This is a genomic window from Pseudescherichia sp. (assembly GCF_031979925.1).
Lineage (GTDB): Bacteria > Pseudomonadota > Gammaproteobacteria > Enterobacterales > Enterobacteriaceae > Pseudescherichia.
In genome coordinates this window covers 385,782-399,338 of record NZ_DALZFB010000003.1, presented here as the reverse complement: position 1 = coordinate 399,338, position 13,557 = coordinate 385,782, and the positions used below count along the sequence as shown (strand labels likewise).

The following is a 13,557-nucleotide window of genomic DNA, read 5'->3' as shown; positions in this document are numbered from 1 at the left end:
CTTTATGAGTCGTAAGCAACTTGCCCTGTTCGAACCCGCGCTGGTTCGCGAGGCACTACTAGCCTCTTTTGTAAAACTCAGCCCACGGGTGCAGTGGCGTAACCCGGTGATGTTTATCGTCTGGATCGGCAGCCTGCTCACCACCCTGCTGGCGATTGCGATGGCCGCAGGCTATCTCAGCGGCAGCGCAGCCTTTACCGGCGCGATTAGCCTCTGGCTCTGGTTTACCGTTCTGTTTGCCAACGTCGCCGAAGCGCTGGCGGAGGGGCGCAGCAAAGCCCAGGCCAGCAGCCTGAAGGGGGTCAACAAAACCGCCTTCGCCCGCAAACTGCGCGTCCCGCAGTATGGCGCACCGACGGATCGCATTCCCGCCGCCGATCTGCGCCGGGGAGACGTGGTGCTCGTTGAGGCGGGAGATATCATCCCCTGCGACGGCGAGGCCATTGAGGGAGGCGCCTCGGTGGACGAGAGCGCCATTACCGGCGAGTCCGCGCCGGTGATCCGTGAATCTGGAGGCGACTTTGCTTCGGTAACCGGCGGTACGCGTATTCTTTCGGACTGGCTGGTGATCCGCTGCAGCGTCAACCCCGGCGAGACCTTCCTTGACCGGATGATTGCCATGGTCGAAGGTGCGCAGCGGCGAAAAACGCCCAACGAGATCGCGCTGACCATTCTGCTGGTGGCCCTGACGATTGTCTTCCTGCTGGCCACCGCTACCCTGTGGCCCTTCTCCGCCTGGGGCGGGACGGCGGTGAGCGTCACCGTGCTGGTCGCCCTGCTGGTGTGCCTGATCCCGACCACCATCGGGGGCCTGCTCTCCGCCATCGGCGTCGCCGGGATGAGCCGGATGCTGGGCGCAAACGTGATTGCCACCAGCGGCCGGGCGGTAGAGGCGGCGGGGGATATCGACGTGCTGCTGCTGGATAAAACCGGGACGATCACCCTCGGCAACCGCCAGGCCGCCGAATTTTTACCGGCTAAAGGCGTGGACGAGCAAACCCTGGCCGATGCGGCACAGCTGGCGTCGCTGGCGGATGAGACCCCGGAGGGGCGCAGCATCGTGGTGCTGGCGAAGCAGCGCTTTAATCTGCGCGAGCGCGACGTCCAGAGCCTCAACGCCACCTTTGTCCCTTTTACCGCCCAGACGCGGATGAGCGGCATCAACATTCAGGATCGGCAGATCCGCAAGGGCTCGGTGGATGCTCTACGCCGTCACATTGCCGCCAACGGCGGCGAGTTTCCTGCCGAGGTTGACGCGCTGGTTGAACAGGTAGCGAGCCGGGGCGCGACGCCGCTGGTGGTCGCCGAGGGCAACCGCGTGCTGGGGGTCATTCCTCTGAAGGACGTGGTAAAAGGTGGGATCAAAGCCCGCTTCGCCCAGCTGCGCAAGATGGGTATCAAGACGGTGATGATCACCGGCGATAACCGCCTCACCGCCGCCGCGATTGCCGCCGAGGCGGGGGTCGATGACTTTCTGGCGGAAGCCACGCCGGAAGCCAAGCTGGCGCTCATTCGCCAGTATCAGGCTGAGGGTCGGCTGGTGGCGATGACCGGCGACGGGACTAACGATGCCCCGGCGCTGGCCCAGGCCGACGTGGCGGTAGCAATGAACTCCGGCACCCAGGCGGCAAAGGAGGCAGGGAATATGGTGGATCTCGACTCCAACCCCACCAAGCTGATCGAGGTGGTGCATATTGGCAAGCAGATGCTGATGACCCGTGGCTCGCTGACGACCTTTAGCATCGCCAACGACGTGGCAAAATACTTCGCCATTATTCCCGCCGCGTTTGCGGTCACCTACCCGCCGCTCAACGCCCTGAACATTATGCATCTCCACTCACCCAGCTCGGCGATCCTAAGCGCAGTGATCTTCAATGCACTGATTATTATCGTTCTGATCCCGCTGGCCTTAAAAGGGGTGAGCTATACGCCGCTTTCGGCCCAGGCGATGCTGCGCCGTAATCTGTGGATCTACGGCCTGGGCGGGCTGATCGTGCCCTTTATCGGCATCAAAGCGATCGACCTGCTGTTAACGCTTTTCGGCCCGGTCTAAGAGGATCACACCATGACGTCACTTCGTTCCGCGTTTCTGCTGCTGGTGCTGTTAACGCTGATTACCGGTGGGCTCTATCCGCTGGTCACTACCCTGCTCGGCCAGAGGCTGTTTCCGGTGCAGGCCAACGGCTCGCTGATCCTGGAGGATAATCAGATCCGCGGCTCGCGCCTGATCGGGCAGAACTTTAGCGCGCCGGGCTATTTCCATGGACGCCCTTCCGCTACCGCCGACTCGCCCTATAATCCGCTGGCTTCGGGGGGGAGCAATCTGGCCGGCAGCAATCCGGCGCTGGACGAGGCGATTACCGACCGCGTCGCGGCGCTGCGGGCGGCCAACCCGCAGGCTAACCCGCGCGTGCCGGTCGAACTGGTCACCGCCTCGGGCAGCGGGCTGGATTACGGCCTGTCGCCGCAGGCCGTGGCCTGGCAGATCCCGCGCGTGGCGGCGGCACGCGATCTGCCGATTGCCCAGGTCACACAGCTGGTCGCCAAACATACCCACAAACCCTTGCTGAGCTTTACCGGCGAGCCGGGAGTGAATATTGTGGAGCTCAACCTCGCCCTTGATGCGTATAAGGACACACCCAAATGACCGACGAGCCGTTGCGTCCCGATCCCGATCGCCTGCTGGAGCAGGCCAGCAGCACGCATCGCGGCAGGCTGAAGATCTTTTTCGGGGCCTGCGCGGGAGTAGGCAAAACCTTCGCCATGCTCGCCGAAGCGCAGCGCCTGCGGGCGCAGGGGCTGGATATTGTTGCAGGGGTAGTAGAGACCCACGGTCGTCAGGAGACGGCGGCGATGCTGGAGAGCCTGTCGGTTCTGCCGCCAGGCGTCACTAACCATCGGGGGCGGCGTTTGACAGAGTTCGATCTCGATGGGGCGCTGGCCCGGCGTCCGACACTGATCCTGATGGACGAGCTGGCCCACACCAACGCCCCCGGCTCCCGCCACCCTAAACGCTGGCAGGATGTTGACGAGCTGCTGGAGGCGGGGATCGACGTCTTCACTACTCTCAACGTGCAGCATCTGGAGAGCCTGAACGACGTGGTAAGCGGGGTGACCGGGATCCAGGTGCGGGAGACCGTGCCGGATCCCTTTTTTGACGCCGCTGACGATGTGGTGTTGGTTGATCTGCCCCCGGACGATCTTCGCCAGCGCCTGCACGAGGGCAAGGTCTATATGGGCGGCCAGGCAGAGCGTGCCATCGAACACTTCTTTCGCAAGGGTAACCTAATCGCCCTGCGCGAGCTGGCCCTGCGGCGTACCGCCGACCGCGTCGACTCCCAGATGCGTGCCTGGCGCGACCACCAGGGCCTGGAGAAGGTCTGGCATACCCGCGATGCCATTCTGCTCTGTATCGGCCATGGCCATGGCAATGAGAAGCTGGTGCGTACCGCCGCGCGGCTGGCGGCGAAGCTGGGCAGCGTCTGGCATGCGGTATACGTTGAAACGCCAACCCTGCACAAGCTGCCCGCCCATCAGCGGCGGGCCATTCTGAGCGCCCTGCGGCTGGCACAGTCGCTGGGCGCGGAGACCGCGACCCTTGCCGATCCGGCGGAGGAGCGCGCCGTGCTGCGCTACGCCCGGGAGCATAACCTCGGCAAAATCGTCATTGGCCGTCAGGGTCAGCGTCGCTGGTGGCACCCTCCCTCTTTCGCCGAGCGCCTGGCTCGCCACGCGCCCGATCTCGATCTGCTCGTCGTCGCCCTTGAAGAGAGCGCCCCGCCATTTATCCCGCGTGCAGCCGACGCCCGGCCGTTGATGGAGAGGTGGCGAGTGCAGATCACCGGCTGCCTGGTGGCGATTGCGCTCTGCGCCCTGATCACCTTTATTGCCAGCCAGTGGCTTATCGCCTTTGACGCCGCCAACCTGGTGATGCTCTACCTGCTGGGGGTGGTGATCGTTGCCCTGCTTTACGGGCGCTGGCCCTCGGTGCTGGCGACCATCATTAACGTCATCAGCTTCGATCTCTTTTTTATCGCCCCGCGCGGCACGCTGGCGGTCTCCGACGTGCAGTATTTGCTGACCTTTGGCGTGATGCTGACGGTGGGGCTGGTGATCGGCAACCTGACCGCAGGAGTGCGCTATCAGGCCCGCATCGCCCGCTACCGCGAGCAGCGAACCCGCCATCTGTATGAGATGTCGAAAGCGCTGGCGGTGGGACGCAGCGAGCAGGATATCGCCCTCACCGGCGAAAAGTTTATCCAGTCGACCTTTCATGCCCGCAGCCAGATCCTGCTCCCGGACGAGAGCGGTAAGCTGCGGACGCTGACGCCTGCGCAGAGCATGACCCCGTGGGATGAGGCCATTGCCCAGTGGAGCCTGAGCAAAGGCCTGCCTGCCGGCGCCGGTACCGATACCCTGCCCGGCGTGCCTTATCTTATTCTGCCCCTGAAAAACGGTGATAAAACCCGGGGAGTGGTCATTGTCGAGCCAGCCAGCCTGCGACAGCTGATGATCCCCGAGCAGCAGCGGCTACTGGAGACCTTCGCCCTGCTGGTGGCCAGCGCGCTGGAGCGGCTGGCATTAACCACCAGCGAGCAGCACGCCAGGCTGACCAGCGAACGGGAGAGTATTCGCCACTCGCTGCTGGCGGCGCTCTCGCATGATCTACGCACCCCACTGACCGTGCTGTTTGGTCAGGCAGAGATTTTGACCCTCGATCTGGCAAGCGAGGGATCACCGCGCGCCCCGCAGGCCAGCGAGATCCGCCAGCAGGTGCTGAGCATGACCCGGCTGGTGAACAACCTGCTCGATATGGCGCGTATCCAGTCCGGCGGCTTCAATCTTAAGCTGGAGTGGCTAACGCTGGAGGAGATCGTTGGTAGCGCCCTGCAGGCACTCGATCCCATCAGCGGCGGTCGCGCGGTTCAGCTAGACCTGCCCGACCCGCTGATGCTGGTACAGGTAGACGGCCCACTGTTTGAGCGGGTGCTGGTCAACCTGTTGGAGAACGCGATGAAGTACGCTGGGCCAGCGGCAGCAATCGGTATTAACGCCTGGCGGGATGAGAACCAGCTTCAGCTGGAGGTGTGGGACAGCGGGCCGGGTATTCCGGCGGGACAAGAGCAGGAAATTTTTGCCAAATTCGCCCGGGGAAACAAAGAGTCGTCTATTCCAGGCGTTGGGCTGGGGCTGGCTATCTGTGAAGCCATCGTAGACGTTCACGGTGGCACGATTAGGGTAGCAAACCGGCCTGAGGGGGGAGCGCGCTTTCGTGTTACACTCCCGCAGACAGCGCCGCCAGGGCTTGATGAGTTAACCGGAGAAGCGTGATTACTATTTTAATCGTTGAGGATGAGCAGGCCATTATTCGCTTTGTGCGCTCTGCGCTGGAGGCCGACGGCCTGCGGGTACACGAGGCACAGACGATGCAGCGTGGCCTGCTGGAAGCGGCAACGCGCAAGCCCGATGCGATTATTCTCGACCTCGGCCTGCCCGACGGGGACGGCCTCGATTTTATCCGCGATCTGCGCCAGTGGAGCCAGACGCCCATTATTGTGCTTTCGGCCCGCACCGAAGAGCAGGATAAAATTGCCGCTCTCGATGCCGGGGCGGATGACTATCTTAGCAAGCCGTTTGGTATTGGTGAGCTGCAGGCGCGCCTGCGGGTCGCGCTTCGCCGTCACGGTAGCGGCAGCCAGAGCGATCCGCTGATAACCTTCTCTGAGGTGCGCGTTGACTTGGCCGCCAGGCGCATTCAGCGCGGCGAGGAGGAGATCCACCTGACCCCCATTGAGTTCCGCCTGCTGTCAGTGCTGATAGGCCACCACGGTAAGGTGCTCACCCAGCGGCAGCTGCTGCGTGAGGTGTGGGGTCCTAACGCGGTTGAACACAGCCACTATCTGCGTATCTATATGGGCCACCTGCGCCAGAAGCTGGAAAACGATCCGGCCCGCCCGCGCCACTTTATTACCGAAACCGGCATTGGCTACCGCTTTATGCTTTAAATATAACTCTCTTTTAGCGTTATATTTAATTCTGCGGAATAATCCCACCAGCTTAAATAAGCGCGTAGTTAATATTAATATTATTTTCCCATTTCTTTTTTATTGATCAACTTCACGGCTAAATTTAATTACACCGATAAAATAGCCGCCGAAACCAGTCAGACTCAAGCACTATTACAACCTGTAAAATCAATTCTTTACAAGAATTGAGGGACGACTATTAACTAAAAAAGGACACATTATGCAACGCTTGAAAATAGCGGCCAGCCGCACCTGCCACGCGTTTATCGCCACCCAACGTGATGTAATCGATCTGCACGACAGCAACTTTATTGACGTTGCCGCCGCCGTACTCTCTATTAATGATATTCATAAAGGGATGGTGGAGAAAATTGAAGAAACCGGGTTTACTATTCCCATCTTTGTGATGACTCACGAGGCGGAATTTGTTCCAGCAATCTACCTGCCCGATATATACGGCGTCTTCCAGTACAGTAATGCCAACAGGGAATATTATGGTCGTCAGCTTGAGGCCGCCGCGCTGAAATATGAGCGTGGCCTGCGACCGCCCTTCTTCAGCGCCTTAACGGACTACGTCAAGCAGGGCAACAGCGCCTTTGACTGTCCCGGGCACCAGGGCGGGCAATTTTTCCGCCGCCACCCTGCCGGCAATCAGTTTGTCGATTTCTTTGGCGAAGCGCTGTTCCGGGCCGACCTCTGTAACGCCGACGTGGCGATGGGCGATCTGCTGATCCACGAAGGCGCGCCCTGCCTGGCCCAGCAGCATGCGGCAAAGGTGTTTAATGCCGATAAAACCTATTTTGTTCTCAACGGCACCTCGTCGGCTAATAAGGTGGTGCTTAACGCGCTGCTGGCGCCGGGGGATCTGGTGCTTTTCGATCGCAACAACCACAAGTCGAACCATCACGGGGCGCTATTGCAGGCGGGGGCTACCCCGGTCTATCTGGAGACGGCGCGTAACCCCTACGGCTTTATCGGCGGCATTGATGCGCACTGCTTTGAAGAGCCGTACCTGCGCGAGCTGGTGGCCGAGGTGGCACCTGAGCATGCCCAGCGTCAGCGGCCTTTTCGTCTGGCGGTGATCCAGCTCGGGACCTACGACGGCACTATCTACAACGCCCGCCAGGTGGTGGACACCATTGGCCATCTCTGCGACTACATTCTGTTCGACTCGGCCTGGGTAGGTTACGAGCAGTTTATTCCGATGATGGCCGACTGTTCGCCGCTGCTGCTGGAACTTAACGAGAACGATCCTGGCATTCTGGTTACCCAGTCGGTGCACAAACAGCAGGCGGGCTTCTCCCAGACCTCGCAAATCCATAAAAAGGATAGCCACATCAAGGGCCAGCCGCGCTACGTTCCGCACAAGCGCCTGAACAACGCCTTTATGATGCACGCCTCTACCAGCCCCTTCTATCCGCTCTTCGCCGCGCTGGACGTAAACGCCCGCATGCACGAGGGTGAGAGCGGCAAACGGATGTGGATGCGCTGCGTTGAACAGGGCGTCGAGGCCCGCAAGATGATCCTCAATCAGTGCAAGTTTATCCGTCCTTTCGTGCCGACAACGGTAGACGGTCGTCCGTGGGAGTCGTACAACAGCGCTGAGATCGCCCGCGACCTGCGCTTCTTCCACTTCGTACCCGGCGAGAACTGGCACGCCTTTGAGGGCTATGCGCCGCACCAGTACTTTATCGATCCCTGCAAGCTGCTGCTGACCACGCCGGGCATTGATGCGGCTACCGGCGAATATGAGGAGTTTGGCGTTCCGGCAACGATCCTCGCTAACTACCTGCGCGAAAATGGCGTGGTGCCGGAGAAGTGCGATCTTAACTCCATTCTCTTCCTGCTTACGCCTGCGGAAGAGATGGGCAAATTGCAGCAGCTGGTGGCGCGGCTGGCGCAGTTTGAGGCGCTGCTGGTCAGCGATGCGCTTCTCCAGGACGTGCTGCCGTCGATCTACCATCAGCATCCGCAGCGTTATGCGGGTTACACCCTGCGCCAGCTCTGCCAGGAGATGCACGATCTCTATGCACGCAACAACGTTAAACAGCTGCAAAAAGAGATGTTTCGCAAAGCCTGCCTGCCGCCGGTGCGCATGTCGCCCCAGGAGGCCAACTACGCCTTTATTCGCGGCGAGAGCGAGCTGGTGCTGCTGAGCGAGGCCGAGGGACGGATCGCCGCCGAGGGTGCGCTCCCCTATCCGCCAGGCGTACTGTGCGTCGTGCCGGGTGAGATCTGGGGCGGCTCCGTACTGCGCTACTTTACCGCGCTTGAAGAGGGGATCAATCTGCTGCCGGGCTTCGCACCGGAGCTACAGGGAGTCTACATTCAGGAGCATGAGGGGCGTAAAGCGGTGTGGTGTAACGTGATCAAACGGTAAGAGCTACATTACGCGGAAACAATAGTGCCCGGCAGCGCGATGCCGCCGGGCGCTTAACAGCATCAGGCGTTTTTCAGCACTTCGCTAACAATCTCTACCGCTTCTTTCTCGATCAGCTTACGGTGCTCTTCACCGAGGAAGCTTTCGCAGTAAATTTTGTAGGCATCTTCCGTACCTGACGGACGTGCGGCAAACCAGCCGTTGTCGGTCATCACCTTCAGCCCGCCAATAGACGCACCGTTACCCGGCGCGGCGGTCAGACGAGCCGTGATCGGATCCCCTGCCAGCTGGCTGGCGCTCACCATCTCTGGCGACAGCTTCGACAGCGCGGCTTTCTGCGCTGAGGTTGCCCCGGCCTGCAGACGGTTATAGCTTGGCGCGCCAAAACGCTCTGCCAGCTCATCGTAGTGCTGCTGCGGGTTTTTACCGGTGACGGCGGTGATCTCTGCGGCCAGCAGGCACATGATAATACCGTCTTTATCGGTGGACCACGGCGTGCCGTCAAAGCGCAGGAACGAAGCCCCGGCGCTCTCTTCGCCGCCGAAACCGAAGCTGCCGTCGTGCAGACCATCAACAAACCACTTGAAGCCCACCGGCACTTCCACCAGCTTACGGCCCAGATCGTTGACCACGCGGTCAATCATCGCCGAGGAGACCAGGGTTTTCCCCACCGCCACCTCTTTGCCCCACTGCGGACGATTCTGGAACAGGTAGTTGATTGCTACTGCCAGGTAGTGGTTCGGGTTCATCAGCCCCGCCGGGGTGACGATGCCGTGACGGTCGTAGTCCGGATCGTTGGCAAAGGCCAGATCGAACTTGTCGCGCAGCGCCAGCAGGCCCGCCATCGCACACTCAGAGGAGCAGTCCATGCGGATCGCGCCATCTTTGTCGAGGTGCATAAAGCGGAAAGTCTGATCGACCTGATCGTTAACGATGGTCAGATCCAGCTTGTAGTGCTCGGCAATACGCTTCCAGTACTCAATACCGGAGCCGCCCAACGGATCGACGCCCAGCTTCAGGCCCGCTTTCTGGATGGCTGCCATGTCGACGATCTCGGCCAGACCTTCAATAAAGGGCTGAACCAGATCTTTTTCGGTCACGCGACCCGAGCTCATGGCTTCATCAAGGGTAATGCGTTTAACCCCTTCCAGACCGGCCGCCAGCAGCGCGTTAGCGCGATCTTCCACCACTTTAGTGACGTTGGTGTCGGCCGGACCACCGTTAGGCGGGTTGTATTTGATGCCGCCATCTTCCGGCGGGTTGTGCGAAGGGGTAATGACGATACCGTCAGCCTGCGCTCCGCCCTGTTTGTTGTGCTCGAGGATAGCATTCGACACCGCAGGCGTTGGCGTAAAGCCGTTATTCTCCTGCACGATGATATCTACGCCGTTGGCAGCCAGCACTTCCAGCACGGAGATAAACGCCGGCTCGGAGAGCGCGTGGGTGTCCTTGCCAACATAGCACGGTCCGGTCACGCCGTTTTTAGCGCGCTCTTCGGCAATCGCCTGGGCGATAGCCAGTATGTGCGGTTCGTTGAAGCTGTGGCGTACCGAGCTGCCGCGGTGGCCGGAGGTACCAAATTTTACCGCATGTTCGCTATTGCCCGTTTCCGGCTTCAGCACGTAGTACTGCGCGGTGAGCTGAGCGACGTTAATCAGATCGCCCTGTTGTGCAGGTTGCCCTGCGCGTTCATGGTTTGCCATTGCCTGATCCTTCTTATGCAAGGGTTAAATTGTGCCGCAAACCTTGTCAATCAGCTCCGCCGGGAACTGCATCGACTGCATGATATGCTCCACCATGCTGCGTTTACGATCCGTATTGGTATTTGTGATCACCCAGTATGGCGTATTTGCCAGGTGCTTAGGTTTAGTCTGTGCCCCGTTTTGCAACAGCGTCTGCTCATCACCCGCAAAGTAGACGCGGGTACGACCATGCAGGGACTCCGTCGCCTCAGCAAACGCGTTATCATCCAATGAATAGAGTGTAGACAGCACCAGCATGAAGCGGTTGACCGCTTTTCTCTGTTCTGCATATTCATCAGACAGCAGCAGCTCGCGCATGGCGCGAACTTTGTCTTTCACAGGATTAACCGGCTTCACCTCGGCCGGAACGTTGACAATGGCGGCCTCTTTCGGGGCGGTGGCCGCTGGCCTGCTGCCGTTGGCGGTAAACTTCAGCATCCGGCGTAAAATCTCGGATGCGCTCTCGCCGATGTGTTTGGTGTGGCTAGCAATATAGCTGTAAAGCTCATCATCAACTTCGATCGTTTTCATTTTAATCCAGTGGAGTATCTTATCTGAATACAAGCTGTTGGGATTATAGGCGAAATCTCAACAACGGTTAGCGTCAGGCAAAAGTCGGTTCGCGTCGACCCCTTGCAGCCAGGCGGCAGAATGGTCAACATAATACCCTAACCCGACAGAGCGAAAAAAAGAACTTTGCCATGAAATTGAATACCCGAGCGCAAACTGCACAACATCCGCACAACAATTCTCCCATTGTCCTGGTCCACGGCCTGTTTGGTAGCCTGGACAACCTCGGCGTGCTGGCACGCGATCTGGTAAACGATCACGATATCATTCAGGTGGATATGCGCAACCATGGCCTCTCTCCCCGCTCGCCGGAGATGAACTACCCGGCCATGGCGCAGGATCTGCTCGATACTGTTGATGCGCACGGTCTCGAAAAGGCAACGTTTATTGGTCACTCCATGGGCGGCAAGGCGGTGATGGCACTCACCGCGCTCGCCCCGGAGCGTATCGATCGGCTGGTAGCCATTGATATTGCGCCGGTTAACTATCAGGTACGCCGCCACGACGAGATTTTTGCCGCTATCAAGGCGGTGACGGCCGCCGGAGCTACCAGCCGTCAGCAGGCCGCCGCCCTGATGCGTCAGACGCTGCACGAAGAGGGGGTTATTCAGTTTCTTCTGAAATCCTTTATTGACGGCGAGTGGCGCTTCAACGTGCCGGTGCTGTGGGATCGTTATGAAGATATCGTTGGCTGGCAGACCGTACCCGCCTGGGATCGTCCGGCGCTGTTTGTCCGCGGCGGCCAGTCGCCCTACGTCACCGAGGCACATCGCGATGCGCTGCTCGCCCAGTTCCCACAGGCCCGTGCGCACGTGATCGCCGGAGCTGGCCACTGGGTGCATGCTGAAAAGCCCGAGGCGGTGCTGCGGGCGATCCGCCGCTATCTGGCCAACGATGCAGGCTGATTAAAAACCCGGCGACCGGACGCTGCAAGGCTTACGGTCGTTGGCGTCCCTGCTCTGCTGATGTATGATGGCGCGCTAATCGCGCAGGGACACCCTGGCAGCCTGTTTTCCCTCGACGTCACCCAAAATCATGGCAAAAGAACAAACGGACCGTACGACATTAGATCTGTTCGCGAACGAGCGTCGCCCGGGACGACCGAAAACGAATCCGCTTTCGCGTGACGAACAGCTACGCATCAACAAGCGTAACCAGCTTAAACGCGATAAAGTTCGCGGGCTTAAGCGCGTCGAGCTAAAGATGAACGCCGATGCCGTTGAGGCCCTCAACGCGCTGGCCGACGCGCGGCAGATGAGCCGCAGCGAGCTGATCGAAGAGCTGCTGCTAACCCAGCTCAAGGCCCTGCACCGCCAGGGCGACGTCTGAAAACCTCGTCAAATCACACTTTCATGTAGCACAGAGTGCAGTCCGGACGATTACGAATTTCGCGTACGGCTCTGTTCTGCTATTATTGCCCTTATCCGTGGGCTGTGCTCCACCACCATATCATTAAGTTTCAAGAGGTTATTTTACTCATGGCAATTACAGGCATTTTTTTCGGTAGCGACACCGGTAACACCGAAAATATCGCGAAGATGATCCAAAAGCAGCTTGGTAAAGAGATTGCCGACGTGCATGACATTGCCAAGAGCAGCAAAGAAGATCTGGAAGGCTATGATATCCTGCTGCTGGGCATCCCGACTTGGTACTATGGTGAAGCACAGTGCGACTGGGATGATTTCTTCCCGACTCTGGAAGAGGTAGACTTCAACGGTAAGCTGGTGGCGCTGTTTGGCTGCGGTGACCAGGAGGACTACGCAGAGTACTTCTGTGATGCGCTGGGCACCATTCGTGATATCATCGAACCCAACGGCGCAACCATCGTCGGTCACTGGCCAACGGCGGGCTACCACTTTGAAGCGTCCAAAGGCCTGGCCGATGACGATCACTTCGTGGGCCTCGCTATTGACGAAGATCGTCAGCCGGAACTGACCGCTGAACGCGTTGAAAAGTGGGTGAAACAGATCTCCGAAGAGCTGCACCTGGACGAGATCGTGAACGCCTGATTTTAGACGGCGCAGCCTTAGTGCTGCGCTGCTATTGATAGATAAAAGCAATAGAAATAATTGCTACAAATTTTTAACTTTCGCGTACATACCTGTACAATATCCCCTGGTCAAACGGGCCGCGCAACGATTGTTTGTTGGCGAGACCACGTTTTATACGCATACTTTACTTGAGGACTTGTAGTTTTCATTAAGAAGTGGCAATTCTATAATGAGACGCATTTACTCAAGGTCATTCTCATTAACTTCCGCCTCGGAAGTGGATCGATTAGCAACAGGACAGACTCCGCATGACTGACAATAACACCGCATTAAAGAAGGCCGGCCTGAAAGTCACGCTTCCTCGTTTAAAAATTCTGGAAGTGCTTCAGGGACCGGATAACCATCATGTCAGTGCGGAAGACTTATACAAGCGACTGATCGACATGGGCGAGGAAATTGGTCTGGCTACCGTGTACCGCGTGCTCAACCAGTTTGATGATGCCGGGATCGTGACTCGTCACAACTTTGAAGGCGGTAAATCCGTTTTCGAACTGACCCAGCAGCATCACCACGATCACCTGATCTGCCTCGACTGTGGAAAAGTGATCGAATTTAGCGATGACTCTATCGAAGCTCGCCAGCGTGAAATTGCCACTAAACACGGCATTCGCCTGACGAACCACAGCCTCTACCTGTATGGTCACTGCGCTGAAGGCGACTGCCGCGAAAACGAACACGCCCACGAAACGACGCCGCGTAAGCTGTAATTGAAACGGTAACGAAAAAGGGTCACCTCAAGGTGACCCTTTTTTATGGGATTTGCCGGGCGGCGCTGCGCTTGCCCGGCC

11 protein-coding genes are annotated in these 13,557 nt (G+C 59.0%); 9 read left to right on the top strand and 2 right to left on the bottom strand.

The genetic code is table 11. The annotated features are described in order from the left end of the window. The first annotated feature begins 4 nt into the window (after positions 1–4). From kdpB to speF, 5 genes are all read left to right on the top strand, one after another. A complete protein-coding gene (gene kdpB / locus RTM13_RS08160; protein ID WP_312211577.1) occupies positions 5–2,053 on the top strand; it encodes a potassium-transporting ATPase subunit KdpB in 2,049 nt (682 codons plus the stop codon). A 12-nt stretch (positions 2,054–2,065) separates the two neighbouring features. Beyond that, positions 2,066–2,647, top strand: coding sequence for a potassium-transporting ATPase subunit KdpC (gene kdpC / locus RTM13_RS08155; RefSeq protein ID WP_312211576.1), 582 nt, complete (start codon positions 2,066–2,068; stop codon positions 2,645–2,647). After that, on the top strand, positions 2,644–5,331 hold the full coding sequence (gene kdpD, locus RTM13_RS08150; protein ID WP_312211575.1) for a two-component system sensor histidine kinase KdpD: 2,688 nt from the start codon (positions 2,644–2,646) through the stop codon (positions 5,329–5,331). The genes kdpC and kdpD overlap by 4 nt, the downstream gene beginning before the upstream one ends. Beyond that, positions 5,328–6,005, top strand: a complete 678-nt coding sequence (kdpE, locus tag RTM13_RS08145) for a two-component system response regulator KdpE (protein ID WP_312211574.1) — start codon at positions 5,328–5,330, stop codon at positions 6,003–6,005. Before kdpD ends, kdpE begins: the two co-directional genes overlap by 4 nt. Positions 6,006–6,246: 241 nt before the next feature. After that, the gene (gene speF / locus RTM13_RS08140; RefSeq protein WP_312211573.1) at positions 6,247–8,406 is read left to right on the top strand and encodes an ornithine decarboxylase SpeF; all 2,160 of its coding nucleotides are present in this window, start codon (positions 6,247–6,249) and stop codon (positions 8,404–8,406) included. Between the two features lie 62 nt (positions 8,407–8,468). On the opposite strand, the gene pgm is transcribed toward speF, so the two are convergent. After that, positions 8,469–10,109 (bottom strand): phosphoglucomutase (alpha-D-glucose-1,6-bisphosphate-dependent), encoded by a 1,641-nt coding sequence (gene pgm / locus RTM13_RS08135; protein ID WP_312211572.1) that lies wholly within the window; start codon positions 10,107–10,109, stop codon positions 8,469–8,471. 24 nt (positions 10,110–10,133) lie between these two features. Beyond that, positions 10,134–10,679, bottom strand: a complete 546-nt coding sequence (gene seqA, locus RTM13_RS08130; RefSeq protein WP_312211571.1) for a replication initiation negative regulator SeqA — start codon at positions 10,677–10,679, stop codon at positions 10,134–10,136. A 170-nt stretch (positions 10,680–10,849) separates the two neighbouring features. Here seqA and ybfF point away from each other — a divergent pair, with 170 nt between their 5' ends. The 4 genes from ybfF to fur all read left to right on the top strand — a co-directional run bounded on the left by ybfF (position 10,850) and on the right by fur (position 13,476). Continuing rightward, positions 10,850–11,623: an esterase gene (ybfF, locus tag RTM13_RS08125; RefSeq protein ID WP_312211570.1), complete on the top strand. Its 774-nt coding sequence runs from the start codon at positions 10,850–10,852 to the stop codon at positions 11,621–11,623. A gap of 130 nt (positions 11,624–11,753) precedes the next feature. Then, complete coding sequence (gene ybfE / locus RTM13_RS08120) at positions 11,754–12,047, top strand: LexA regulated protein (RefSeq protein WP_042392097.1); 294 nt, start codon at positions 11,754–11,756, stop codon at positions 12,045–12,047. A 149-nt stretch (positions 12,048–12,196) separates the two neighbouring features. Next, a complete protein-coding gene (gene fldA, locus RTM13_RS08115; RefSeq protein ID WP_181016609.1) occupies positions 12,197–12,727 on the top strand; it encodes a flavodoxin FldA in 531 nt (176 codons plus the stop codon). A gap of 290 nt (positions 12,728–13,017) precedes the next feature. Next, the gene (gene fur / locus RTM13_RS08110) at positions 13,018–13,476 is read left to right on the top strand and encodes a ferric iron uptake transcriptional regulator (RefSeq protein ID WP_042392094.1); all 459 of its coding nucleotides are present in this window, start codon (positions 13,018–13,020) and stop codon (positions 13,474–13,476) included. Positions 13,477–13,557: the final 81 nt, after the last annotated feature.